Source organism: Streptomyces sp. NPDC049837 (assembly GCF_040674455.1).
Lineage (GTDB): Bacteria > Actinomycetota > Actinomycetes > Streptomycetales > Streptomycetaceae > Streptomyces.
In genome coordinates this window covers 95,854-120,606 of record NZ_JBFAMP010000008.1, presented here as the reverse complement: position 1 = coordinate 120,606, position 24,753 = coordinate 95,854, and the positions used below count along the sequence as shown (strand labels likewise).

19 protein-coding genes are annotated in these 24,753 nt (G+C 71.5%); 14 read left to right on the top strand and 5 right to left on the bottom strand.

Going from position 1 to position 24,753, the window contains the following annotated elements:
• Nucleotides 1–20 precede the first annotated feature (20 nt).
• The 13 genes from AB0J57_RS22375 (at nucleotide 21) to AB0J57_RS22315 (ending at nucleotide 17,497) form a co-directional block, all read left to right on the top strand.
• A complete protein-coding gene (locus AB0J57_RS22375) occupies nucleotides 21–923 on the top strand; it encodes a dihydrodipicolinate synthase family protein (protein ID WP_366130033.1) in 903 nt (300 codons plus the stop codon).
• Nucleotides 920–2,635, top strand: a complete 1,716-nt coding sequence (araD, locus tag AB0J57_RS22370; RefSeq protein ID WP_366130032.1) for an L-arabinonate dehydratase — start codon at nucleotides 920–922, stop codon at nucleotides 2,633–2,635. Before AB0J57_RS22375 ends, araD begins: the two co-directional genes overlap by 4 nt.
• A 97-nt stretch (nucleotides 2,636–2,732) precedes the next feature.
• Entirely contained in the window at nucleotides 2,733–3,671 is a 939-nt protein-coding gene (locus AB0J57_RS22365) for a sugar ABC transporter permease (protein ID WP_366130031.1), read from the top strand.
• Complete coding sequence (locus tag AB0J57_RS22360) at nucleotides 3,668–4,582, top strand: carbohydrate ABC transporter permease (protein WP_366130030.1); 915 nt, start codon at nucleotides 3,668–3,670, stop codon at nucleotides 4,580–4,582. The genes AB0J57_RS22365 and AB0J57_RS22360 overlap by 4 nt, the downstream gene beginning before the upstream one ends.
• Before the next feature lie 15 nt (nucleotides 4,583–4,597).
• Complete coding sequence (locus AB0J57_RS22355; protein ID WP_366130029.1) at nucleotides 4,598–5,713, top strand: Gfo/Idh/MocA family oxidoreductase; 1,116 nt, start codon at nucleotides 4,598–4,600, stop codon at nucleotides 5,711–5,713.
• Nucleotides 5,710–6,540, top strand: coding sequence for a PmoA family protein (locus tag AB0J57_RS22350; RefSeq protein WP_366130028.1), 831 nt, complete (start codon nucleotides 5,710–5,712; stop codon nucleotides 6,538–6,540). Before AB0J57_RS22355 ends, AB0J57_RS22350 begins: the two co-directional genes overlap by 4 nt.
• Nucleotides 6,537–8,117 (top strand): family 43 glycosylhydrolase, encoded by a 1,581-nt coding sequence (locus AB0J57_RS22345; protein ID WP_366130026.1) that lies wholly within the window; start codon nucleotides 6,537–6,539, stop codon nucleotides 8,115–8,117. The genes AB0J57_RS22350 and AB0J57_RS22345 overlap by 4 nt, the downstream gene beginning before the upstream one ends.
• A 28-nt stretch (nucleotides 8,118–8,145) precedes the next feature.
• Nucleotides 8,146–10,137, top strand: coding sequence for a pectinesterase family protein (locus AB0J57_RS22340; protein ID WP_366130025.1), 1,992 nt, complete (start codon nucleotides 8,146–8,148; stop codon nucleotides 10,135–10,137).
• Nucleotides 10,138–10,149: 12 nt separating this feature from the next.
• Complete coding sequence (locus tag AB0J57_RS22335; protein WP_366130024.1) at nucleotides 10,150–11,490, top strand: sugar ABC transporter substrate-binding protein; 1,341 nt, start codon at nucleotides 10,150–10,152, stop codon at nucleotides 11,488–11,490.
• A 216-nt stretch (nucleotides 11,491–11,706) separates the two neighbouring features.
• Nucleotides 11,707–12,483, top strand: a complete 777-nt coding sequence (locus tag AB0J57_RS22330) for a rhamnogalacturonan acetylesterase (RefSeq protein WP_366130023.1) — start codon at nucleotides 11,707–11,709, stop codon at nucleotides 12,481–12,483.
• A 41-nt stretch (nucleotides 12,484–12,524) separates the two neighbouring features.
• Nucleotides 12,525–13,739, top strand: coding sequence for a pectate lyase (locus AB0J57_RS22325; protein ID WP_366130255.1), 1,215 nt, complete (start codon nucleotides 12,525–12,527; stop codon nucleotides 13,737–13,739).
• Between the two features lie 101 nt (nucleotides 13,740–13,840).
• Nucleotides 13,841–15,961 (top strand): cellulase family glycosylhydrolase, encoded by a 2,121-nt coding sequence (locus AB0J57_RS22320; protein ID WP_366130022.1) that lies wholly within the window; start codon nucleotides 13,841–13,843, stop codon nucleotides 15,959–15,961.
• A 105-nt stretch (nucleotides 15,962–16,066) separates the two neighbouring features.
• Nucleotides 16,067–17,497 carry an NCS2 family permease gene (locus tag AB0J57_RS22315; protein ID WP_366130021.1) on the top strand — a complete coding sequence of 477 codons (1,431 nt, stop codon included), beginning with the start codon at nucleotides 16,067–16,069 and terminating at the stop codon, nucleotides 17,495–17,497.
• A 12-nt stretch (nucleotides 17,498–17,509) separates the two neighbouring features.
• On the opposite strand, the gene AB0J57_RS22310 is transcribed toward AB0J57_RS22315, so the two are convergent.
• Nucleotides 17,510–18,376 (bottom strand): AraC family transcriptional regulator, encoded by an 867-nt coding sequence (locus AB0J57_RS22310; RefSeq protein WP_366130020.1) that lies wholly within the window; start codon nucleotides 18,374–18,376, stop codon nucleotides 17,510–17,512.
• Nucleotides 18,377–18,614: 238 nt separating this feature from the next.
• Here AB0J57_RS22310 and rox point away from each other — a divergent pair, with 238 nt between their 5' ends.
• Nucleotides 18,615–20,081, top strand: a complete 1,467-nt coding sequence (gene rox, locus AB0J57_RS22305) for a rifampin monooxygenase (RefSeq protein ID WP_366130019.1) — start codon at nucleotides 18,615–18,617, stop codon at nucleotides 20,079–20,081.
• Nucleotides 20,082–20,268: 187 nt separating this feature from the next.
• On the opposite strand, the gene AB0J57_RS22300 is transcribed toward rox, so the two are convergent.
• From AB0J57_RS22300 to AB0J57_RS22285, 4 genes are all read right to left on the bottom strand, one after another.
• Nucleotides 20,269–21,717 (bottom strand): penicillin-binding transpeptidase domain-containing protein, encoded by a 1,449-nt coding sequence (locus AB0J57_RS22300; protein ID WP_366130018.1) that lies wholly within the window; start codon nucleotides 21,715–21,717, stop codon nucleotides 20,269–20,271.
• A gap of 65 nt (nucleotides 21,718–21,782) precedes the next feature.
• Nucleotides 21,783–22,445, bottom strand: a complete 663-nt coding sequence (locus AB0J57_RS22295) for a response regulator transcription factor (RefSeq protein WP_366130254.1) — start codon at nucleotides 22,443–22,445, stop codon at nucleotides 21,783–21,785.
• A complete protein-coding gene (locus AB0J57_RS22290; protein ID WP_366130253.1) occupies nucleotides 22,445–23,701 on the bottom strand; it encodes a histidine kinase in 1,257 nt (418 codons plus the stop codon). The genes AB0J57_RS22295 and AB0J57_RS22290 overlap by 1 nt, the downstream gene beginning before the upstream one ends.
• A gap of 5 nt (nucleotides 23,702–23,706) precedes the next feature.
• Complete coding sequence (locus AB0J57_RS22285; protein WP_366130017.1) at nucleotides 23,707–24,645, bottom strand: hypothetical protein; 939 nt, start codon at nucleotides 24,643–24,645, stop codon at nucleotides 23,707–23,709.
• Between the last annotated feature and the right edge of the window lie 108 nt (nucleotides 24,646–24,753).

Here is a 24,753-nt window from a genome sequence, read left to right as displayed (position 1 = left end):
TCACGGAAGAGGACAGCCGCATGGACCACACATCGCTGAGGGCGGCACTCGCGGACGTCGTCGCGATCCCCGTGACCCCGTTCGGCGCCGACGGCCGCGTCGAACGCGACACCCACCGCGCTCTGCTGCGCAGGCTGCTCGACGGCGGCGTACGGGCCGTCACCCCCAATGGCAACACGGGCGAGTTCTACGCCCTCACCCCCGAAGAGCGGGTCCTGGTCACCGAGTTGACCGTCGAGGAGACCGGCGACCGCGCCGCCGTCATCGTCGGCGTCGGGCACGACCTGCCGACCGCGACCGCCGCCGCCCGGCACGCGCGCGCGTGCGGCGCCGGCATGGTCATGGTCCACCAGCCCGTGCACCCCTACGTCTCGCGCGACGGCTGGATCGAGTACCACCGCGAGATCGCCGACGCCGTCCCCGAGCTCGGCGTCGTGCCGTACGTGCGCAACCCGCTCCTCGACGGCGCCACCATCGCCCGCCTCGGCGAGCTGTGCCCCAACGTCATCGGCGTCAAGTACGCGGTGCCCGACGCCGCCCGCTTCGGCGCCGTCGCCCGGGACGCCGGCCTGGACCGGTTCGTGTGGATCGCCGGCCTCGCCGAGCTGTACGCACCCGCCTACTGGGCCATGGGCGCCACCGGCTTCACCTCCGGGCTGGTCAACGTGGCCCCGGCCGTCTCGCTCGCCATGCTGACGGCCCTGCGCGCCGGGGACCAGCAGGCCGCCGCGAAGGTGTGGGAGCGGATCCGCCCCTTCGAGGAGCTGCGCGCGGCCGACCAGTCCGCCGACAACGTCACCGTCGTCAAGGAGGCCCTGGACGCCCTCGGCCTGTGCCGCCGCGACGTGCGCCCGCCGAGCCGGCTCCTGCCCGAGGGCCGCCGTGCCCAGGTCGCCGAAATGGTCGGGGGCTGGTCGATATGAGGCCCGACGAGCTCCGCAGCCACCAGTGGTACGGCACTGACGGCCTGCGCTCGTTCAGCCACCGCGCCCGCACCCGCCAGCTCGGCTACCTCCCCGAGGAGCACCTCGGCAAGCCGGTCATCGCCATCCTCAACACCTGGTCCGACATCAACCCCTGCCACGTCCACCTCCGCGACCGCGCCCAGGCCGTCAAGCGGGGCGTGTGGCAGGCCGGGGGCTTCCCGCTCGAATTCCCGGTCGCCACGCTCTCCGAGACCTTCCAGAAGCCCACCCCCATGCTCTACCGCAACCTCCTCGCCATGGAGACCGAGGAACTGCTGCGTTCGTACCCCGTCGACGGCGCCGTGCTGATGGGTGGCTGCGACAAGTCGACGCCCGCGCTGCTGATGGGCGCCGCCTCAGCCGATCTGCCGGCCGTCTTCGTACCGGCCGGGCCGATGCTGCCGGGCCACTGGCGGGGCGAAGTCCTCGGCTCCGGCACGGACATGTGGAAGTACTGGGACGACAAGCGGGCCGGGCTCATCGGCGACTGCGAGATGGCCGAGCTGGAGAGCGGCCTCGCCCGCTCACCCGGCCACTGCATGACCATGGGTACCGCCTCCACCCTCACCGCCGCCGCCGAGGCGCTGGGCGTCACCGTGCCGGGCGCCTCCTCGGTCCCGGCCGTCGACTCCGGCCACGACCGGATGGCCGCCGCCTCCGGGATGCGGATCGTCGAACTCGTACGCCAGGACCTGAAGCTGTCGGCGATCCTCACCAGGGAGGCGTACGAGGACGCGGTGACGACCGTCCTCGGGCTGGGCGGCTCCACCAACGCCGTGATCCACCTCATCGCCATGGCGGGCCGCTCCGGGGTCACCCTCACGCTCGACGACTTCGACCGTATCGCCCGCACCGTGCCGGTCCTCGCGAACCTCCGCCCCGGTGGCCGGTACCTGATGGAGGACTTCCACTTCGCCGGCGGGCTGCCCGGCTTCCTCTCCCGGGTCACCGACCTGCTCCACCTGGAGCGGCCGACCGTCGCCCACGCCACCCTGCGCGAACAGCTCGACGGGGCCCTGGTGCACGACGACGACGTGATCCGCACCCGCGACAACCCGGTCGCGCGTGAGGGCGGTGTCGCCGTCCTGCGCGGCAACCTCTGCCCCGACGGCGCGGTCATCAAGCACATCGCCGCCGAGCCGAACCTGCTCAAGCACACCGGCCCCGCCGTCGTCTTCGACGACTACCGGACCATGCAGCGCACCATCAACGACCCGGCCCTCGGCATCACCGCCGACCACGTCCTGGTGCTGCGCAACGCCGGACCCAAGGGCGGCCCCGGGATGCCCGAGTACGGGATGCTCCCCATCCCCGACCACCTGCTCAAGCGGGGCGTGCGGGACATGGTGCGGATCTCCGACGCCCGGATGAGCGGCACCAGTTACGGCACGTGCGTGCTGCACGTCGCGCCCGAGTCGTACGTCGGCGGCCCCCTGGCCCTGGTGCGCACCGGCGACCTCATCACCCTCGACGTCGAGGCGCGCACGCTCCACCTGGACGTGACCGAGGAGGAGCTGCGGCGGCGCCGGGACGCCTGGACCCCGCCGCCCGCCCGGTACGGGCGCGGCTACGGGGCGCTCTACAGCGAGCACATCACCCAGGCCGACACCGGCTGCGACTTCGCGTTCCTGGCCAGGGCCGGCGAGGTCCCGGACCCCTACGCGGGCTGAAACGCCCCGGTACCGACTCGGGAATCCGGTGCGTCCGGGATCTCGAACGTGATCCGGAAAGCGCTTCACTCCACGCAATGACGAACGGAGACATGTCATGGCCCAAGCCGCAGCCGTGGCGGAACGCCCCCGGGCCGGCCGCCGCCGCACGGGGACCGGAGCCGAACCACGCCGCCTGCCGTACCTGCTGATCGCGCCCGCCGGCCTGCTGATGCTGGGCTTCATCGCCTATCCGGTACTGAGCGTCTTCTACTACAGCCTCCAGCACTACAACGTCACCAAGCCGTGGAAGAACGGCTATGCGGGCCTGGACAACTTCACCCGCGTCTTCACCGAGGACCCGCTCTTCTGGTCCACGCTCGGCTTCAGCGCCAAGTGGGTCGTCGTCCAGGTCGGCCTGCAACTCGCCCTCGGGCTGGTGCTGGCCCTGCTGGTCAACCAGACGTTCGTCGGCCGGGCCGTCGCCCGCGCCCTGGTGTTCTCGCCGTGGGCCGTCTCCGGCGTGCTGACCACCACCATCTGGATGCTGCTCTACAACCCCTCCACGGGCGTCAGCCGCTACCTCGCCGACGTCGGCATCGGCTCGTACGGCACCTCCGTGCTCTCCGACACGGGCACCGTGTTCTGGGCGGCCGTCGTCGCCGAACTGTGGCGCGGCGTCCCCTTCTTCGCCATCCTCATCCTCGCCGACCTCCAGTCCATCCCCAGGGACCTGTACGAGGCGGCGTCCGTGGACGGGGCGGGCCGGCTGCGGCAGTTCTTCCACATCACGCTGCCGCACCTCAAGGACGCGATCATCCTCTCCACGCTGCTGCGCGGCGTCTGGGAGTTCAACAACGTCGACCTGCTCTACACCCTCACCGGCGGCGGCCCCGCCGGGGTCACCACGACGCTGCCCCTGATGATCGCCAACACCGGTATCGAGGGCCACGACTTCGGTTACGCCTCCGCGCTCACCACCGTCGCGTTCGTGATCCTCCTCTTCTGCTCGATCCTCTATCTGCGCCTGAGCAAGTTCGGAGGCGACCGCTCATGACCGCCCAACTCGCGGAAAAGGGCAGCCACGCGCGCGTGCCCGCGCCCCAGCCGCCGCTGCCCCCGTCGGGGACACGACGCACGCCCCAGCGGGAGCGCGCCTTCGACGACGTACCGCGCTGGCAGATCTACGTCCCGCTCGGGCTGTACCTGCTCTTCACGCTCGTCCCGTTCTACTGGATGCTGCTGTTCGCCCTGCGGCCCGCCGGATCGACGTCACTGGTGCCCTGGCCGCTGACCTTCGAACACTTCGACAAGGTCTGGAACGAGCGCAGCTTCGGGGTCTTCTTCCAGAACAGCATGCTCGTCGGCGTCGCCACGCTGGTGACCACGACCCTCATAGCCCTCTCCGGCGGTTACGCGCTCGCCCGCTTCGACTTCCGGATCAAGAACGGCTTCATGCTGGCGCTGCTGTGCTCCCAGTTCATCCCGGGCGCGCTCATGCTGGTGCCACTCTTCGAGATCTTCCGCGAGATGCGGTTGATCAACTCGCCGGCCAGCGTCATCATCGCCGAAACGGTCTTCCAACTGCCCTTGTCCATCATCCTGATCAGCGGGTTCATCAAGAACGTGCCGGTCTCCCTGGAAGAGGCCGCCTGGGTGGACGGCTGCTCCCGCTTCCGCGCCTTCCGCGCCGTCGTCCTGCCGCTGCTGCGGCCCGGGCTGATCGCGGTCGGCTCCTTCGCCTTCGTCCACAGTTGGAACCACTTCCTGTTCGCCCTGATGTTCCTGAGCCGGCAGGACAAGCAGACCATCCCCGTCGGCCTCAACACCCTCATCGGCTCCGACAGCGTGGACCTCGGCGCGCTGGCGGCGGGCGGTGTCGTCGCCGCCGTACCGGTGGTGATCGTCTTCGCGTTCATCCAGAAGTGGCTCATCACCGGCTTCAGCGCCGGCGCGGTGAAGGGCTGAGACCTCATGGACCTCATGACCCCGATACCGCTCGTCCTGGCGGGCGCCCGAGGCCACGGGCGCTGGCACCTGGACAACATCCTTCGCCTCCAGCGGGCGGGCCTCGTACGCCTCGTGGGCGTCTGCGAGCTGCGGCCCCTCGACGCGGCTGAACGGGACGGCGTCGGCGACGTGGCGCAGTCCGCCGACTTCGCGGCCCTTCTGGAGGCCACGGACGCTCGTATCGCCGTGATCTGCACGCCCATCGACACCCACACCCCGCTCGCCCTCACCGCCGCCCGGCACGGCGCGCACATCCTGCTGGAGAAGCCCCCCGCGCCCTCCTGGGCCGAGTTCCGGCGCATGGCGGACGGGGTACGCCGGGCCGGCACCGCCTGCCAGATCGGCTTCCAGTCGCTCGGCTCGCACGCCCTGCCCGCCATCGCCGAACTCGTCGCGGACGGCGCCATAGGGAGTCTCAGGGGCATCGGGGCCGCCGGGGCGTGGGTCCGCGACGAGGCCTACTTCCGGCGCGCCCCGTGGGCCGGGAAACGGCGCCTGGACGACGGCACGGACGTGGTCGACGGGGTCCTCACCAACCCGCTCGCCCACGCCGTGGCCACCGCCCTCGCCCTCGACGGCAGCCCGCATGCCGAGGACGTCACCGGCATCGAACTCGACCTCGCTCGGGCCAACGACATCGAGGCCGACGACACCTCCTGCGTACGCATCACCACGGCACGCGGCACACCCGTCACCGTCGCCGTGACGCTCTGCGCCGAGCGGCCCGGCGAGCCGTACGTCATCGTCCACGGCAGCCACGGCCGCATCACGTTCTGGTACAAGCAGGACCGGGTCCTGGTGCAGCGCGCCGGGCACGGCCCCGTGGAGACCCTCCACGGCCGCACGGACCTGCTGGAGAACCTGATCGCCCACCTGCGTGGCGGCGACGACCTGCTCGTACCGCCGCACCGCACCGGCGCCTTCATGCGCCTCGTCGAAGCCGTCCGCACCGCCCCCGACCCGCGCCCGCTCCCCGAGGGGTCCTGGTACGCGGACGGGAACCGCCGCGTGGTCAAGGGCATCGACGGGCTCGTCCACGCGAGCGCCGACACCCTCTCCCTCTTCGCCGAACTGGAGAGCTCCCCATGAACGTTCTTCTGCGCTGTGCGGGCCGCCCCGTCGCCCGCTACCTCCACCGGCCGGACCTCGCCCTCCGCCTCTCGCCCCGCCCCTACCTCCACCCGGTCACCACCCTCGGGGGCACCCCCGTCACCGAGGAGCGCCCCGAGGACCACCTTCACCACCTGGGCGTCTCGGTCGCCGTCCCCGATGTGTCGGGCCACAACTTCTGGGGCGGCCGCACCTATGTGCGCGACCGGGGGCCGGCCGACCTCGACAACCACGGCGTCCAGTACCACGAGGGCTGGAAGCTGCGCGACCCGGACGGGTTCGTCGAGGACCTCTCCTGGCGCGCCGAAGGCCGCGAGCTGCTGCGCGAGCGGCGGACCGTCGCCGCCACCGAACTGACGGCCACCGCCTGGGCCCTGGACTTCACCTTCTCGCTCACCAACCCCGGCCCCGAAAACCTCTCCATAGGGTCCCCCGCCACAAACGGCCGCCAAGGTGCCGGTTACGGCGGCTTCTTCTGGCGCGCCCCTCGACAGGCCGCCGCGCCGGGCGTCTTCACCGCCGACGTGCAGGGTGAAAGCTCGGTTCACGGACGGGTCGCCGATTGGCTCGCCCTCACCGGCCCCGACTGGACGCTCGTCTTCGCCGGCGCCACCGAGGGGACCCGCAAGGACCCCTGGTTCGTCCGCACCGGGGAGTACCCCGGCGTCGGCTCCTCCCTCGTCTGGGACGAGCGCCTGCCCATCGCGACCGGGGCCACCGTCGTACGCCGCGTGGTGACCGTCGTCGCCGACGGCGCCCTGGGCCGGGGCGAAGCCGCCGCCCTCGTACGAAAGGCCCTGTCATGACACCGGTGTGGACCGCCGACCTCGGCGACGGCACCTACCGCAACCCCGTCCTGAACGCCGACTGGTCCGACCCGGACGTCGTCGCCGTCGGGGACGACTTCTACCTGACCGCCTCCAGCTTCGGCCGCGCCCCCGGGCTGCCCCTCCTGCACTCCCGCGACCTCGTCAACTGGTCGCTCATCGGGCACGCCCTGGACCGGCTGGAGCCGGCCGCCGACTTCGCCGCGCCCCGCCACGACCGGGGCGTGTGGGCGCCGTCCCTGCGCCACGCCGACGGCCGCTTCTGGATCTTCTGGGGGGATCCCGACCACGGCATCCACCAGGTGCATGCCGAGCACATCCGGGGACCGTGGAGCGAGCCCCACCTGCTGAAGGCGGGCAAGGGCCTGATCGACGCCTGCCCCCTGTGGGACGACGAGACCGGCGAGGCGTACCTCGTGCACGCCTGGGCCAAGTCCCGGTCGGGCGTGAAGAACCGGCTCACCGGCCACCGGATGAGCCGGGACGGCCGCACCCTCCTCGACGAGGGCGAGGTCATCGTCGACGGTGACCGGATCCCCGGCTGGTTCACCCTGGAGGGGCCCAAGCTCTACCGGCACGGCGGCTGGTTCTGGATCTTCGCCCCGGCCGGGGGAGTGGAGACCGGCTGGCAGGGCGCCTTCCGGTCGCGGGACTTCTTCGGGCCGTACGAGGAGAGGGCCGTCCTCGCGCAGGGCTCCACCGACGTCAACGGTCCCCACCAGGGCGGCTGGGTGCGCACCCGGGCGGGCGAGGACTGGTTCCTGCACTTCCAGGCACGCGGCGCGTACGGGAGGGTCGTCCACCTCCAGCCGATGGCGTGGGACGCGGACGGCTGGCCCGTGCTCGGCGACGGCGGCGAGCCCGTGCGCGTCCACCGCAAACCGGCCGCCCCGCCACAGCCCGTCGGGGAGCCCGCGACCGACGACGCCTTCCCGGGCGGGCGGTACGGGCGGCAGTGGCAGTGGACGGCGAACCGGCGTGCCGGGTGGACCGTCGAGCACGGCGGTGACGGGCTGCGGCTGGCCTGCGTGCGGAGCCCCGACGCGCATGACCTCCGCCTCCTGCCGAACGTCCTCACCCAGCGGCTGCCCGCCGAGACGTTCACGGCCGAGGTGTCCCTGACCCTGGGGTCCACCGAACCGGGCGCCCGCGCGGGGCTCGCCGTCCTGGGTGACGCCTTCTCATGGATCGGGCTGGAGCGGGGCGCGGGCGGTGAGGTGCGGCTGGTCCACCGGTTCGCCGAGGCGGTCGCCGAGCGCGAGCGGGACGCGGCGCACGCGCGCGTGGTGCCTGATTCCGGGGGCGGGGGAGGGGGCGGGAGCGGGAGCGGGGATGAGGTCGGGCGGGCGGTGCGGCTGCGCGTCGAGGTGTCGCCGGGCGCGCGCTGCCGGTTCTCCGCCGACACGGGGGACGGAGACGGGTGGCGGTCTTCGGGCCCGGTCTTCGCCGCCACGCCCTGGCGCTGGGTCGGGGCCCTGCTCGGCCTGTTCGCGGTGGCGCCCGAGGGACAGGGGAGTGCCGGGACGGCCACGTTCACCGAGTTCCACGTCAACTGACTTGTCATGTACGTCGATTGGAGCCGCCATGCCGTACCTATGCAGCAAGCGCTTGCCGGGCAGGGCCCTGGCAGCGGTCACCGCCCTCGTGGCCGCGCTCGGCCTGGGCGCGGCCGCCCCGGCCGAGGCCGCGCCCGTACCCGTACCCGTGCCGGCGCAGAGGCACCAGGCATGGGCGGACGAACCCCACGGCTTCGCCTCCCTCGCCGGCGGCACCACCGGCGGCCGGGGCGGCAAGGTCGTCACCGTCCGCACCCAGGCCGACCTCGCGAAGTACGCGGGCGCCGCCGAGCCCTACGTCATCCGGGTCGCCGGCGCGATCGCCGTCGAACCCTTCGGGTCCTCGATCACCGTCGCCTCCGAAAAGACCATCGTCGGCGTCGGCACCAGCGGCGAGATCGTCCACGGCGAGCTGAACCTCAAGCCCGGCACCCACAACGTCATCATCCGCAACCTCACCATCCGGGACTCCTACGTCGAGGGCGACTGGGACGGCAAGACCAACGACTTCGACGCCATCCAGATGGACTCCGTCCACCACGTCTGGATCGACCACAACCGCTTCACGCACATGGGCGACGGACTGCTCGACGTCCGCAAGGACAGCCAGTACGTCACCGTCTCGTACAACCGTTTCGACAACCACAACAAGGCCTTCGGCATCGGCTGGACGGACAACGTCACCACCCAGATCACCATCGACCACAACTGGTTCAGCGGCACCAAGCAGCGCAACCCGTCCGCCGACAACTGCGCCTACGCCCACCTCTACAACAACTACCTCTCCGCGCAGGCCGCGGACGGCGACCCCGTCTGGTCGTACGGCAACTGGGCACGCGGCCGGACCCGGATGGTCATCGAGAACAGCTACTACGACGGCGTCCAGCACCCGTACCAGGCCGATGCGACGGCGGAGCTGGTGGAGCGTGGCTCCGTTCTGCGGGGCACCACCGGCCGTCATGACGAGTGGGGCGCCGCCTTCGAGCCGCGTGACCTCTACGCGTACCGGCTCGATCCGGCCGCCGCCGTGCCCGCTCTGGTGAAGCGGTTCGCCGGGCCGCAGAAGACGATCGGCGTCGACACCGTGCTCGACGTGCCCGCCGCGTACCCCACCGTGCAGTCCGCCGTGGACGCCGTCCCGGCGGGCAACGACGGGCTCGTGACGGTGCGGATCGCCCCGGGGACGTACCGCGAGAAGGTCCGCGTTCCCGCCGACAAGCCGAGGCTGGCCCTGGTCGGCACGGGCGCGGACCGGGACGACACCGTGATCGTGTACGACACGCCGAACGCGTACGGAGGGTCCAGCGCCAGCGCCACCGTCCTGATCGCCGCCTCCGACGTCGCCGCCCGCAACCTCACCTTCGTCAACGACTTCGACGAGGCGGCGGTCGAGCTGAACGCCGAGCAGGCGCTGGCGATGAAGACGACGGGCGACCGGATCGTCTTCGAGAACACCGCCTTCAAGGGCAACCAGGACACCCTGATGACCGACAGCCCCCGGCTGGACGCCATCAGCCGGGTCTACATCCGCGACTCGTACATCGAGGGCGACGTCGACTTCGTCTACGGGCGCGCGACGACCGTCATCGAGCGGTCCCTGATCCGGGCGCTCAGCCGTGGCTCGGCCACCAACAACGGGTACGTCACCGCCGCCAGCACCTGGAAGGACAACCCGTACGGCTTCCTGATCACCCGGTCCCGGATCGTCAGCGACGCCCCGGCCGGCACCTTCCACCTCGGCCGCCCCTGGCACCCGGGCGGCAACCCGGACGCGATCGGCCAGGTGCTGATCCGGGAGACGGAGCTGCCCGCCGCGATCAAGGCGTCGCCGTGGACCGACATGGGCGGCTTCTCGTGGAAGGACGCCCGCTTCAGCGAGTACCGCACGTACGGCCCGGGCGCCGTCGTCACCGCCGACCGCCCGCAGATGTCCGACGCCGACGCCGCCCGCCACGAGGTCGCCGACTACCTCGCGGGCCGGGACGGCTGGGCACCGCACCACTCCCGCACGAACCGATAGAGAGAGCCGCTCATGGATGATGTGAAGTTCCGCAGACGTCGCAGGGCCGCGGTGGGTGTGTCGCTGGCCGCCGTGCTCGCCCTGACCGCCACCGCGTGCGGTGACGACGGCACCACCGCCGCCGGCGAGGAGGGTTCCGGCAAGGGAACCATTGTCTTCTGGGACAACAACGGTGGTGTGCGCACCGCCGTGTGGCAGGAGATCATCAAGGACTTCGAGGCCAGGAACCCCGGCATCAAGGTGACGTACGTCCCGATACCGAGCGAGGACGTGCAGTCCAAGTACGACACCGCCATCGCGGGCGGCGGCCTGCCGGACGTCGGCGGCGTCGGGGCCGCGTACCTCGCCAACATCGTCGCCCAGGACGCCCTGGAGCCGGTCGGCGGCCGGATCGAGGACTCGTCCCTCAAGGGCAAGCTCGTCCCCAGCATGGTCGCGTCGGTCAAGTCGGCCGGCGGGCGGGGCGACGAGATGTACTCGGTGCCCACGTCGGCCAGCAACGGCACGCTGTACTACCGCACGGACCTGTTCCGGGCGGCGGGCCTGGAGGCGCCGACGACCTGGGCGAAGTTCTACGAGGCGGCCGCGAAGCTGACCGAGGTCGAGAAGAACCGGTTCGGGTACACGATCAGGGGCGGCGCGGGTTCCATCGCGCAGGCGCTGGACGCGATGTACGGGCAGTCGGGCATCACGTCCTTCTGGGACGGTGACAAGACCACCGTCAACGACCCGAAGAACGTGGCGGCGCTGGAGAAGTACGTCAAGCTGTACAAGACGACCACGCCCGAGGCGGACGTCAACAACGACTTCAAGAAGATGGTCGCCCAGTTCGACACCGGCACCATCGGCATGCTGAGCCACAACCTCGGCTCGTACACCGACCACGTGAAGGCCCTCGGCAAGGACAAGTTCGCGGGTATCCCCAATCCGGTGGGGGACGGGGGTACGCGGGTGCAGGTCTCCAACCCGGTGGACGGGCTGGGGTTGTTCAAGAGCAGCAAGAACAAGGCCGCGGCGTGGAAGTTCATCGAGTTCGCCGTCTCGCACGAGTCCAACAGCAAGTGGAACGAGTCGGCGGGCGCCATACCGGCGAACACGGAGGCGGCGGCCGACCCGTGGATGAACGAGGCCGAGGCCACCCGACTGGGCGCGAAGGCGCTCACGGACGGCTCCACCAAGATCGTGGAGCTGCCGTACTACCTGCCCGACTGGAACAAGATCAGCAAGGCTGACAACGAGCCGAACTTCCAGAAGGTGCTGCTCGGCTCGATGACGGCGAAGGAGTTCGCCGACACGCTCGCCGAGCAGCTCAACGCGGCGCAGGCGGAGTGGAACGAGCGCAACCAGTCCTGACCCTGCCCGGCCCCATGGGCCGGTGCACCCACCCGCCGTGCGGTCGCTGCCGGTGGGTGGGGGGCGGGGCCCTCCGGGCTCACCTCCTCGAGGCCGGCGGCCTTGGGCGCCGGTAAGGGGAGCCCGTCCTTCGCCGCCAACCTCTGCGGGGGCGACCCTGCACGGCCCCGCCCCGGCCGGACGTCGGCTTTCTCTTTCGTACGAGAGGTTTCCATCATGTCTTTGAGTCGGAGACGGACCGTGGCTGCTTTCGCCGCCGGCCTTCCCCTCGTGCACGCGAGTGCGGGCACCGCCGGGGCACGGCCGCGCAACCGGACGGTGTGGATCGCCGGTGACTCCACCGCCGCCCAGAAGTACGCCGACGCCGCACCCGAGACCGGGTGGGGCATGGCCCTGCCCTTCTTCCTCACCGCACGCCTGTCCGTGGCCAACCACGCGGTCAACGGGCGCAGTTCGAAGAGTTTCATCGATGAGGGCCGCCTCGATGCCTTGCTCGGGGAGGTCTGTTCCGGTGATCTGCTGCTCGTGCAGTTCGGGCACAACGACCAGAAGGCCGCCGATCCCGCCCGGTACACCGAGCCGTGGACGACCTACCGCGAGCACCTGCTCCGGTACGTGGCCGGGGCGCGGGCGCGCGGGGCGCGACCCGTGCTGCTGACGCCCGTCGAGCGACGCAGGTTCGACGCCGGGGGCAACGCCGTGCCGACGCACGGGGAGTACCCGGCCGCCATGCGGGCGCTCGCCGCCGAGGAGGGCGTACCGCTCGTGGACGTACAGGCGGCGTCGCTCGCCGAGTGGCAGAAGCTCGGGCCCGAGCCGTCGAAGGCGTACTTCACGGACAACACCCATTTCACGCCGCGTGGCGCCATCGAAGTGGCGCGGCTGGTGGCGGCGGGCCTGCGGGAGCGCGGGGTGCCGGCCGCCCGCGACGTACGGCGGCTGGAGGAGCCCGTACCCGCCGCCTGGATCACCTGGCCCACTGACAAGGAGTAGGAATGCGTACCAGAGTCATAAGTGCCTCGGTGGCTGTCCTCATGTTGTCCGCCGGTCCCGCTCATGCGGCCGACCTCGGCCGTCAGACGCTCCCCGCCGGTGACGGCTGGGCGTCCGAGGGCGCGGGCACCACGGGTGGTGCGGCCGCCGCGCACACCCATACGGTCCGGACCTGGGCCGAGTTCAAGGCCGCGCTGGCGGCCGGCGGCGGCGCGCCGAAGATCATCCGTGTGGTGGGCACCCTGAACGCCACGGAAGGCGGCTGTGAGGCGTTCGAGGCCGACGGCTACGACTTCGCCAGGTACCTCGCCGACTACGACCCCGCTGTGTGGGGGTACGACACACCCGTCAGCGGTCCTCAGGAGGACCTGCGGAGTGTTTCGGCCGCCAATCAGGGCCGGGCCATCAAGGCGTACGTCCCCGCCAACACCACCATCGTCGGTGTGGGCAAGGATGCGGGGATCGCTGGTGGCAGCCTCCAGATCCGGGACGTGGACAACGTCATCGTCCGCAACCTCACCATGGAGAGCCCGCTCGACTGCTTCCCGCAGTGGGACCCCACGGACGGTGCGACCGGGGCCTGGAACTCCGAGTACGACTCGATGGTCGTGTACGGCTCCACGCACGTGTGGATCGACCACAACACCTTTACGGACGGCCGGTATCCGGACAGCTCGCTGCCCCGTTACTTCGGGGAGGTGTACCAGCAGCACGACGGGGAGCTGGACATCGTGCGCGGCGCGAACCATGTCACGGCTTCCTGGAACGTCTTCGCCGACCACGACAAGACCCTGATGATCGGCAACAGTGACAGCGCGGCGGCCACCGACGCGGGCAAGCTGAAGGTCACCTTGCACCACAACCTCTTCACGGGCGTCGTCGAGCGCGCCCCGCGCGTCCGCTTCGGGCAGGTGGACGCGTACAACAACCACTATGTGGTGAAGGGCGGGTATGCGTACAGCTTCGGCGTCGGGTTCGAGTCGGGGCTGTACGCCGAGAAGAACGCCTTCACCCTGCCCGAAGGGGTCGCCGCCGGGAAGATCCTGAAGAAGTGGAAGGACGCGCCGGTCACCGCGGTGGGCAACCGCGTCAACGGCCGGGCGGTCGACCTGGTCGCCGCCCACAACGCGCTGAACCCGGAGGACCCGCTGCGGTCCGGCGCCGGCTGGACGCCCACGCTGCGTACCAAGGTGGACGACGCGCGGGCGGTGCCGGGGCTCGTGGGCAGGCGGGCGGGGGCCGGGAAGGTCTGCTGAGGCGGTCCTGCCGGGGAGGTTGACAGCGCCTGCGGTGCCTGGCTTGATGAACAGCGCGACTTGGGAGCGCTCCCACACCCATCGGAAGAAGGGGACACACAGTGGGACTGTCACGAACAGCGAGCAGGCTCCGCCGCGTCCGGGCGCTGGTCGCCGCGGTGCTGACCGCCGGGTTACTGGCGACCGCCGCCCCGGCGAGCGCCGGCCAGGCCGGTGACCCGGGGGCGGCGGCCGCCACCGCTCCCGGGGACGACTGGCTGCACACCCGGGGCAACAAGATCGTCGACGCGAACGGCAACGAGGTCCGGCTGACGGGCGCCAACTGGTTCGGCTTCAACGCCACCGAGCGGGTCTTCCACGGCCTGTGGTCCGGCAACATCACCGGCATCACCAAGTCGATGGCCGACCGGGGCATCAACATCGTCCGCGTGCCGATCTCCACGCAGCTCCTGCTGGAGTGGAAGAACGGCCAGGCCACCGTCCCGAACGTCAACACCCACGCCAACCCCGAGCTCGCCGGCAAGACCTCGCTGGAGGTCTTCGACCACTGGCTCGCCCTGTGCAAGCAGTACGGCATCAAGGTGATGCTCGACGTGCACAGCGCGGAGGCCGACAACTCCGGCCACGTGTACCCGGTGTGGTGGAAGGGCGCCATCACGCCCGAGCAGTTCTACAGTGCCTGGGAGTGGGTGACCGCGCGGTACAGGAACGACGACACCCTCGTCGCCATGGACGTCAAGAACGAGCCGCACGGCAGGGCGAACGAGACCCCGCGCGCCAAGTGGGACGGCTCGGCCGACCAGGACAACTTCAAGTACGCCTGCGAGACGGCGGGTAAGCGCATTCTGGCGATCAATCCCCACCTGCTGGTGCTGTGCGAGGGCATCGAGGTGTACCCCAAGGCGGGCGTGAGCTGGACCTCCACCAACCCGGCCGACTACCACTCCACCTGGTGGGGCGGCAATCTGCGCGGCGTCCGCGACCACCCCGTGGACCTGGGAACCGGCAACGACCAGTTGGTGTATTCGCCGCACGACTACGGGCCGTTGGTCCATGCCCAGCCCTGGTTCAACGGCGACTGGAACCGCACGACCCTCGAACGGGACGTCTGGGACCCCAACTGGCTGTACCTGCACAAGGAGAACCGGGCCCCGCTGCTCATCGGGGAGTGGGGAGGCTTCCTCGACGGCGGACCGAATGAGAAGTGGATGAAGGCGCTGCGTGATCTCATTGTGGAACACCGTCTTCACCAGACGTTTTGGTGTATCAACCCCAACTCCGGTGACACCGGGGGGTTGCTGCTCGACGACTGGAAGTCGTGGGACGAGCAGAAGTACGCCCTGCTGAAGCCCGCACTGTGGCAGCACGGCGGCAAGTTCGTCAGCCTCGACCACGAGGTGCCGCTCGGCGGCACGGGCAGCACCACGGGCATCAGCCTGCGGGAGGTGTACGGGGACGGTGACCCGGCGGACACCACCGCGCCCACCGCCCCGGCCGGCCTGGCCGGCACGGCCAGGACGGCGGCCAGCGTCTCGCTGTCGTGGACGGCGGCGACCGACAACGTACGGGTGACCGGCTACGACGTGTACCGGGGCACGGCCAGGGTGAACGCGGCGCCGGTGACCGGCACCACGTACACCGACACCGGGCTCACGCCCTCCACCGCGTACACCTACGCGGTGCGCGCCCGGGACGCGGCCGGCAACGTGTCGGCGCCGTCCGCCCCCGTGAGCGTCACGACCGCGCCGGGCGGCAGCCCGCCGGGCGCGGTGAAGGTCCGGTACCGGAACAACGACTCGTCGGCGACGGACAACGCCATCCGGCCCGGGCTCCAGGTGGTCAACACCGGCTCGGCCGCGCTCGACCTGAGCACCGTGTCCCTGCGCTACTACTTCACCCGGGACGGTGGATCGCCCTCGGTCAGCGCCTGGTGCGATTACGCGGCGGTGGGCTGCGCCCAGGTGAGGCTCAGGGTGGTCCCGATGGCCACGCCGGTGGCGGGGGCGGACGCCTACCTGGAGGTGACGTTCGCCGCCGGGTCCCTGGCGGCCGGGCGGGACACCGGGGACATCCAGGTGCGGATGAGCAAGTCCGACTGGTCCGCCTTCAACGAGGCGGACGACTACAGCCGTTCGGTGTCGACCGCGTACGCCGACGCCCCGGCGGTCCCGGCGTACACGGGCACCACCCTGGCCTGGGGGACGCCGCCGGCCGGCGCCTGAGCCGACGGGGGGGGATGGTCGTCGCGCGAGGTGTTACATGCCGTAAACCCGGAACGGCGCCCCGCGCGGCGACAATCGGTGCACCCCCATCCGGCGAGGAGTCCCATGACGGCAGCACAGGCGGCGGCACGGGCCGTCGACCGCCACTTCCGCATCAGCGCACGTGGATCGAGCTTCGCACGCGAGGTCCGCGGCGGGTTCGCCACCTTCTTCACGATGGCGTACATCCTCGTCCTCAACCCGCTCATTTTGGGTGGCGTCGAGGACAAGTTCGGTACGCAGTTGTCCGGGCCGCAACTCGCCACCGTCACCGCGCTGGTGGCCGCCGTGATGACCGCCGTCATGGGGCTCGGCGGCAACCTCCCGCTCGCCATCGCCGCCGGACTGGGCCTCAACGCCGTCGTCGCCTTCCAGCTCGCCCCGCTGATGAGCTGGGCCGACGCGATGGGGCTGGTGGTCCTGGAGGGGCTCACCATCTGCGTCCTGGTGGTCACGGGGCTGCGGGAGGCCGTGATGGACGCCATCCCGCAGCAGTTGAAGCAGGCCATCAGCGTCGGCATCGGCCTGTTCATCGCGTTCATCGGCTTCATCGACGCGGGCTTCGTCACCCGCATCCCCGGCGACACCGGTACCGTGCCCGTCCAGCTCGGTGCCACCGGGCAGCTCGGCGGCTGGCCGGTCCTGGTCTTCTGCCTCGGCGTGCTGCTGACCATCGCGCTCATGGCCCGCAAGATGCGCGGCGCGATCCTGGTCTCCATCGTCGTCATGACCGTCGTCGCCATCGTCATCAACGAGCTGGCCGACATCGAGCCGCTCGCCTGGGGCCTGACCGTGCCCACCATCCCCGACGACATCGTCGCCGCCCCCGACTTCGGCCTCGTCGGCTCCTTCAGCCTCTTCGGCGCGTTCGAGCAGGTCGGGGCCGTCACCCTGGTCCTGCTGGTGTTCACCCTCCTGCTGAGTGACTTCTTCGACACCATGGGCACGGTCGTCGGCGTCTCCAGCGAGGCGGGCCTCCTCGACGAGAACGGCAAGGTCCCGGGCATCGGCCGCATCCTGCTCATCGACGGCGCCGCGGCGGTCGCGGGCGGCGCCGCCTCCTCGTCCTCCAACACCTCGTACATCGAATCGGCCGCCGGCGTCGGGGAAGGCGCCCGCACCGGCCTCGCCTCGCTGGTCACCGGCGGCCTCTTCGCCGTGGCGCTCTTCCTCACCCCGCTCGCCACGGTCGTCCCCGCCCAGGCCGCCGCCCCCGCGCTGGTCGCCGTCGGCTTCCTGCTGATGGCCCAGGTGCGGCACATCGACTGGGAGCGGTACGAGATCGCCATCCCCGCGTTCCTGACGGTCGCGGTCATGCCGTTCACGTACTCCATCACCAACGGCATCGGAGCCGGTTTCCTCGCCTACGTCGTCATCAAGACGGTCCTGGGCAAGGCCCGCGAGGTCCACCCGCTGCTGTGGGGAGCGGCGGCACTGTTCGCCGTGTACTTCGCGATCGACCCGATCGAGCAGTGGGTGGGCGTCGGGAGCCAGTGACTCTCCCGGTCGTCAGTCCCGCTCCCGCTCCACCGGAAGCCACAGCTCGGCGTCGGCCTCCGTCCTGTCCGGCGACAGCCGGGTGCGCAGGATCTCCGGGCCGGGGCGGCCGCGGTACGGGTTGGACGGGAACCACTCGGTGAAGACGTCCCGCCACAGCTCCTGGATGGCGTCCGGCGCCCGTCCGGAGGTGGTGAAGACCGCCCAGGTGCCGGCCGGGACGGCCAGCGAGGCCGTGCCCTCGGGCGCGGACGCGGACGTGATCACCGCGTGGTAGTAGTCGAGCTCGGTGCCCTCGGCGCGGCTCGGGTCCAGGCCGTCACAGACCGAGACGATGCCTCCCGGCTCCTGGTCCGACAGGCGCTCCAGACGCTCCAGGGCCTGCGGCTCGATTCCGCGCACGAAATCGGTGATCGCCTTGTTCGGCCCCGTATGGACCAGTGGCACCCGGGCCTTGAAGCCGATGACGGTGAAGTCCGGCCGGTCCGTGACGCGGTAACGCATGCTGCTGCTGCCCTCGACGGTCAGGCGGAAGGTCAGCCGGGGCTGGGAGACGAGCGCGGCACCGTCGCGGCGGGCCTCGCCCGGCCCGACGCCGTGCACGGCACGGAACGCGCGCGCGAACGCCTCGCCCGAGCCGTAGCCGTAACGCACCGCGATCTCCAGCAGCGAGTCACGTCCGGCGAGCACCTCGGCGCCCGCGACGGTGAGCCGCCGGCGCCGGATGTACTCCGACAGCGGCATGCCCGCGAGCGCGGAGAACATCCGGCGCAGGTGGTACTCCGACGTGGCGGCGATGCGCGCCAGCGCGACCACGTCGATCGACCGGTCGAGCCGGTCCTCGATGTGGTCCATGGCCTGGTTGAGCCGCTCCAGCACCCCCGGCCTCCTTCCCTTTGACGATCACCACGCTAGGCCCGCGCAGGGTGCCGTGAAGGAGGGGGTCCGAAAGACAAAGGCAAGGAGGTCAACCCACTCCTTGCCACTCTCAACGTATAGCGCACAGGGGGCCTTGCGGCAAGGCCCCCGTCCTGCTGGAGAATATCCGGCCGAAGCCAGAATTGGCGGAAATCACTGATTCGCACGGTATGTGCGCTTTATCGAATGGGGGGTTCGGATGATTGACGTGATCGTGGCCGGTGGAGGACCGACCGGCCTGATGCTGGCCTGCGAGCTGCGGCTGCACGGTGTGCACGTGGTGGTGCTGGAGAGGCTGGCGGAGCCGACCAGGCAGGCCCGCGCGCTCGGCCTCCATGTGCGCAGCATCGAGGTGATGGACCAGCGCGGTCTGCTGGAGCGGTTCCTGCCGCTCGGCCAGAAGTACGAGACGGGCGGGTTCTTCGCCGGTATCGGCACGTCGTGGCCCGCGAGGCTGGACACCGCGCATTCGTACGTCCTCGGCATCCCGCAGAGCACCACCGAGCGTCTGCTGACCGAGCGCGCCATCGAGCTGGGCGTCGACATCCGGCGCGGCTGCGAGCTGGTGGGGCTGAGCCAGGACGACGACGGGGTGACCGCCGAGCTGGCCGGTGGGGGCACCCCCGCCAATGAGGGCGTAGCCGGCGGGGGAGGCACGCGGCTGCGCTCCCGTTACCTCGTCGGCTGCGACGGTGGCCGCAGCACCGTGCGCCGACTGCTCGGCGTGGGCTTCCCCGGCGAGCCGGCCAGGGTGGAGACGCTGCTGGGCGAGATGGAGGTGGCCGCCCCGCCGGAGGAACTGGCGGCCGTGGTGGCGGAGGTCCGCAAGACCGAATGGCGGTTCGGCACCATGCCCCTCGAAGGCGGGACGTACCGCGTCATCGTGCCCGCCGAGGGGGTGGCCGAGGACCGCACGGTCCCGCCGACCCTGGAGGAGTTCAAGCGTCGGCTGCGGGACTTCGCCGGTACCGACTTCGGCGTCCACTCACCCCGCTGGCTGTCCCGGTTCGGCGACGCCACCCGGCTGGCCGAGCGTTACCGCGTCGGCCGGGTGCTGCTGGCGGGCGACGCGGCGCACATCCACCCGCCGACCGGCGGGCAGGGGCTCAACCTCGGTATCCAGGACGCGTTCAACCTCGGCTGGAAACTGGCCGCCGAGGTGGCCGGGTGGGCGCCGGAGGGGCTGCTGGACAGCTACCAGAGCGAGCGGCGCCCGGTGGCCGCCGACGTGCTGGACAACACCCGGGCGCAGATGGAGCTGCTGTCCTCCGAGCCGGGTGCCCGGGCGGTGCGCCGGCTGATGGCGGAACTGATCGAATTCGAGGAGGTGAACCGGTACCTCATCGAGAAGATCACCGCCATCGCGGTCCGCTACGACGTCGGCGAGGGGCACGAACTGCTCGGCCGGCGGCTGCGGGACGTGACGCTGAAGCGGGGGCGCCTCTACGAGCTGACGCACGGCGGCCGCGGGCTGCTGCTCGACCGGACCGGCCGGCTCTCGGTGGCGGGCTGGGCGGACCGGGTCGACCACGTGGTCGACGTCAGCGAGGAACTGGACGTGCCGGCCGTCCTGCTGCGGCCGGACGGTCACGTGGCCTGGGTCGGTGACGACCAGCGGGAGCTGCTCGGCGCGTTGCCCACCTGGTTCGGCGCCGCCGCCGGCTGAGCGCGGTCAGGTCCGGGGAGGGCGGGGCATGGCCGGCCGGGCCGCGGGGCCCGGCCGGCCGGCGCTCGTACCGCAGTGCCCGAACGGGGGAGAAGGCGGGGCGGCGGTCGCACGGCGGGGCCCTTCTACGCACAGGGGTACGCAGGGCCTGCATACCGTGCGGCCGCCAACCGCCGCCCACTGGGGGCTACTTCAGCGCTGCCGCCATCATCTTCTGCGCCACCGGAGCCGCCAGGCCGTTGCCGCTGACCTCCGCGCGCTGCGCGTTGGAGTCCTCGATCAGCACCGCGACCGCGACCTCCTTGCCGGTCTCCGTGTCCTTGGCGTACGAGGTGAACCAGGCGTACGGCTTCTTGCTGTTATCCACGCCGCGCTGAGCCGTGCCCGTCTTGCCGCCCACCTCCGCGCCGTCGACCTTGGCGTTGGAGCCCGTGCCGTCCTCGACGACCGTGACCATCGCGCTGCGCAGTTGCTCGGCGGTGGCGGAGGAGACGATCCGCCGCGTCTGGCCGTCCTCGTACGCGTTCAGGGTGTCGCCGTCCGCGTCCACGACCTTGGACACCATGTGGGGCGCCGCCAGCAGGCCGTCGTTGGCGATGGCGGACGACACCATGGCGATCTGCAGCGGCGTGGCCGTCACATCGAACTGCCCGATGCCCGACAGTGCCGTCTGCGCCTTGTCCATCCCGGAGGGGTAGACGCTCGGGTACGCGCGCACCGGCACGTCCTGCTCGCCGTCGTTGAAGCCGAACTTCTCCGCCATCGCCCTGACCTTGTCCTTGCCCAGGTCGACGGCGAGCTTGCCGAAGACGTTGTTGCAGGAGTACTGGAGCGCCACGCGGATCGAGGCGTTCTCGCACGGGGCCGAGGGGTTCTCGTTCTCCAGGTCCGTGACGGTGCCCGGCATGCGGTACGGGTTCGGGCTCTTCGTGCGCTCGTCGACCGACCCGTACAGGCCGTTCTCCAGCGCCGCCGCCGCGACGACCAGCTTGAACGTGGAGCCCGGCGCCACCGGCTGCCGGATCGCCCGGTTCACCAGCGGCTTGTCCTCGTCGGTGGTCAACTTCTTCCAGGCCTCGCCGTCCGTCGACCCGGCGATCGTCGACGGGTCGTACGACGGGGTGCTGACCATGCCCAGGATGCGCCCGGTCTTCGGGTCGATGGCGACGGCCGCGCCCTTGACGTCGCCCAGCGCCTCGAACCCGGCCTTCTGCACCGCCGGGTCGACCGTCGTGAGCACATCACCCGGCTCGGTCTGCTTGCCGGTGAGCGCGCCGATCGGGTTCTTCAGCCGGGGGTCGGTGCCGTCCAGCACCTTGGAGTAGATGCCCTCCAACTGGTTCGACCCGTAGGCCTGCGAGCTGTAGCCGGTCACGGCCGCGTACAGCTCGCCGTCCTTGTAGGTGCGCTTGTAGTGGAGGTCCCCGCTCCTGGTCTCCTTCGAGCCGGTGACCGGCGAACCGGCCACGATGATGTCCCCGAGCGGATGGGCGTACTGCGCGATGACGTTCCGCCGGTTGTGCTTGTCGTCCGCGAGCGCCCTGGCTTCGTACGCCTGCACCCAGGTCGCCCGGAGCAGCAGGGCGAACACCAGCAGCAGGGTGAAGACGGCGCTTCTTCTGATCGTCTTGTTCATCCCGCACACAAGGACGAACACGGTGGAGCGGCGGGTTCCGGGATGCCGGTTTTCTCAGGGAACGTTCATGCGCGGGGGTCGGACGGGGTGATGAAGCCGGACTCGTACGCCGCGATCACCGCCTGGGTGCGGTCCCGCGCCCCCGTCTTGGCCAGCACCGCCGCCACGTGCGTCTTCGCCGTCGCCGGGCCGACGCCCATCCGCCGGGCGATCTCCGCGTTCGTCAGGCCCGTCGCCATCAGCCGCAGCACCTCCGCCTCCCGCTCGGTCAGCCTCGCCGCCCATGGCGGGGCGGGCGCCGGGCGCCGCCGCGCGTACTCGGCCGCCAGGCCCCGCAGCGCCGCCGGGTACAGCAGCGAGTCGCTGCGCGCCACCAGCCGGACCGCCGCGACCAGGTCCTCCGCCGCCGCCCGCTTCAGCAGGAACCCGGCCGCCCCGGCGCGCAGCGCGTCGTACACGTAACTGTCGTTCTCGAACGTCGTCACCACCAGGACGCGCGGCCCGGGCTCCGGCGCCGACGCCAGGATCTGCTCGGTGGCGCGAATGCCGTCGATCTGCGGCATCCGTACGTCCATCAGGACCACGTCCGGCCGCTGCTCGCGCACCACGGACACCGCCTCCGCGCCGGTCGACGCCTCGCCGACCACCTCCAGGCCGGGCTCGGCGTCCAGGATGACGCGCAGCGCGGTACGCACCATCCGCTCGTCGTCCGCCAGGACGATCCGGATCACTGAGCACCCCCGTTCAGCGGCAGGCGGGCCGACAGCCGCCACACGCCGTCCACCGGGCGCGCCCCGGCGGTGCCGCCCAGCAGTCGCGCCCGTTCGCCGACGCCCCGCAGGCCGCGGCCGCCGCCGGGGCGGGCCACCGGGGGCCGGGCGTCCGCCGAAGGGGCGGGCAGGGGGTTGTCCATGGTGATCTCCAACTCGTCCTCGTACCGCTCGATGGTCACCGTCACCGGCTCGCCGGCCGCGTGCCGGGCCGCGTTGGCCAAGCCCTCCTGGACGATCCGGTACGCCTCGCGGGACACCGGCTCCGGTACGCCGGACACGTCGCCGCCCCGCACGGTCAGCGACACGTGCCGCCCGGTCGCGGCCAGCAGCACGTCCAGCGCCTCCAGGCCCGGCCGCCCCGGCAGCTCCCCGTCGTCCTCGCCCTGCCGCAACAGGCCCAGCACGGCGTCCAGTTCGCCGACCGTGCGGCGCGTGGTCTCCTCGATGGCCGCCAGCGCCTCCCGGACGAACCCGGGATCGCTGTCGAGCACCTTGCGCGCCGCGCCCGCCTGGAGCGTGACGGCGCTCAGCGCGTGGCCCACCGAGTCGTGCAGCTCCCGGGCGAGACGGTTCCGTACGGCCAGTTCGGCGGCGCGCCGCTCGGCCGCCGCCAGCCGGTCCGCGGGCGTCGGCCCCAGCAGCAGCGGCGCCTCCCTGGCCAGCAGCGCCCCCGCCCCGGCGGCCGCCGCCGCGAGCGCGACCAGCATCGCGAGGCCCGCGGGCACCCCGCCGTACACCAGCCACCGCTGGTCCAGGGACCAGAACTCCACCAGCGCCGCCTCCCGCAGCCCGGCCGAGAAGGGCAGGAGCATGACCGTCACCGCGAACGGCGGCAACGCCAGCGACGCCCCGCTGACCAGCCCGCCCAGCCCCACGTGGAGCGTGAACCACCCGGCCGTGCGCACCCGCGCCGCCCGCGACCTGGCCGGCCCGTCCGCGAACCGGTCCGCCGCGACCCCGCACAGCGTCCGCGCCACCGCCACCGACATGGGCCGGGCCAGCGGGAACAGCGCCGTCACGGCGGCCAGCGGCAGGGCGACGCCGTACGCCCCGAACTGCACCGCCAGGGAGTTGGAGAACATCCCGGCCTCGCCCACGAGGGGCGCGACGACCAGCGTGCCCAGCAGCCAGTAGGGCATCAACAGCGCGCCGCCCAGGATCAGATGGACCCACCGCAGCCGTGCGCGCCGCCCGAACAGCGCCGTGCCCACTCTTCTCACGCCGCGCGCCGCCGCAGGAAGACGGCCACGCAGCAGCCCAGCAGAACCCCCGTGATCATTTCGCCAGCGTAGGCCAGGGCCATAAGCGCCGTCGCCTCGTCGGCCGGATCGGTCTGCGGCATCAGCACCGACAGCAGTAGCCAGCCGCCCCAGCAGCCCACCCCGCCCGACCCGACCCAGGCGAGCGCCAGCGGGACCTTCACCGGCAGTGCCCGCCCGAGGCGGAACACCAGCATCAGTACGCCGGTGACGGCGGCGGCCGCGAAGAGCAGACGCCCGCCCTCCAGGACGTAGAAGTCGCTGGTGCGCTCGACGGCCCGGGCCGCCGACAGCCCACGGGCGGAGCCCGAGACCCACAGCACGTGCAGCGCGGACGGCACCAGCAGGAGCGCCGAAGCGGCCACGGCGGTCGCCCGGACAACGGCCGGGAGCAGCGCGGGGGACACATCGCGCACCCGGCCGCGCCACACCTGGCTCCAGCGGTCCCGCGCGTACAGCACGAACAGCGTGCCGAGGGTCAGGCCCTGGACGATGAAACCGCCGTAGACGACGGAGAAGACCCACTCGTCGAGGAAGGGCTCCTCGGGCGCCGCCGGGCCCTCGCGGACCAGGAGCTGGGCCGGGAATCCGACCATGATCGGCGCCAGCAGCCCGGTCGCGACCCACATCGGGAACGCCAGCAGCCATGCCTTGATGCCCGTCCCCCACCGCTGGGTGAACAGCAGCGCCAGGACGATCACGGCCGCGTCCATCACCACGGTCACCAGGTTGAGGACGACCATCAGGCCCGGGTCGTCCAGCAGCGGGCTCCCGTCGGGGATGCCGACGCGGCTGCCGGACACCCAGGCGATCTTGAGCGTCAGGTACGGGACGCACGAGGCGACGGCGAGGGCGCGCAGCACGCCGCGGACCCTGGTGGGCGAGGTCGTTGTCATGCCCCCCACGCTCCCGCCCGCCCCCGCCCCCGCGCCTCCTGCCTGCCGGTGAACCGTCTCCGCCGCGCGGCGGAGACGGTTCAGCCGTCGGTGGCAGACGCCGCGTCG

What these genes read in the sequence shown, in the direction of transcription:
- AB0J57_RS22355 (WP_366130029.1), top strand. Translation starts at nt 4,598, where the DNA reads ATGACCCCGATACCGCTCGTCCTGGCGGGCGCCCGAGGCCACGGGCGC.
- AB0J57_RS22285 (WP_366130017.1), bottom strand. Translation starts at nt 24,645, where the DNA reads ATGACAACGACCTCGCCCACCAGGGTCCGCGGCGTGCTGCGCGCCCTC.
- AB0J57_RS22360 (WP_366130030.1), top strand. Translation starts at nt 3,668, where the DNA reads ATGACCGCCCAACTCGCGGAAAAGGGCAGCCACGCGCGCGTGCCCGCG.
- AB0J57_RS22315 (WP_366130021.1), top strand. Translation starts at nt 16,067, where the DNA reads ATGACGGCAGCACAGGCGGCGGCACGGGCCGTCGACCGCCACTTCCGC.
- AB0J57_RS22365 (WP_366130031.1), top strand. Translation starts at nt 2,733, where the DNA reads ATGGCCCAAGCCGCAGCCGTGGCGGAACGCCCCCGGGCCGGCCGCCGC.
- AB0J57_RS22330 (WP_366130023.1), top strand. Translation starts at nt 11,707, where the DNA reads ATGTCTTTGAGTCGGAGACGGACCGTGGCTGCTTTCGCCGCCGGCCTT.
- AB0J57_RS22345 (WP_366130026.1), top strand. Translation starts at nt 6,537, where the DNA reads ATGACACCGGTGTGGACCGCCGACCTCGGCGACGGCACCTACCGCAAC.
- AB0J57_RS22350 (WP_366130028.1), top strand. Translation starts at nt 5,710, where the DNA reads ATGAACGTTCTTCTGCGCTGTGCGGGCCGCCCCGTCGCCCGCTACCTC.
- AB0J57_RS22335 (WP_366130024.1), top strand. Translation starts at nt 10,150, where the DNA reads ATGGATGATGTGAAGTTCCGCAGACGTCGCAGGGCCGCGGTGGGTGTG.
- AB0J57_RS22300 (WP_366130018.1), bottom strand. Translation starts at nt 21,717, where the DNA reads ATGAACAAGACGATCAGAAGAAGCGCCGTCTTCACCCTGCTGCTGGTG.
- rox (WP_366130019.1), top strand. Translation starts at nt 18,615, where the DNA reads ATGATTGACGTGATCGTGGCCGGTGGAGGACCGACCGGCCTGATGCTG.
- AB0J57_RS22340 (WP_366130025.1), top strand. Translation starts at nt 8,146, where the DNA reads ATGCCGTACCTATGCAGCAAGCGCTTGCCGGGCAGGGCCCTGGCAGCG.
- AB0J57_RS22325 (WP_366130255.1), top strand. Translation starts at nt 12,525, where the DNA reads ATGTTGTCCGCCGGTCCCGCTCATGCGGCCGACCTCGGCCGTCAGACG.
- araD (WP_366130032.1), top strand. Translation starts at nt 920, where the DNA reads ATGAGGCCCGACGAGCTCCGCAGCCACCAGTGGTACGGCACTGACGGC.
- AB0J57_RS22375 (WP_366130033.1), top strand. Translation starts at nt 21, where the DNA reads ATGGACCACACATCGCTGAGGGCGGCACTCGCGGACGTCGTCGCGATC.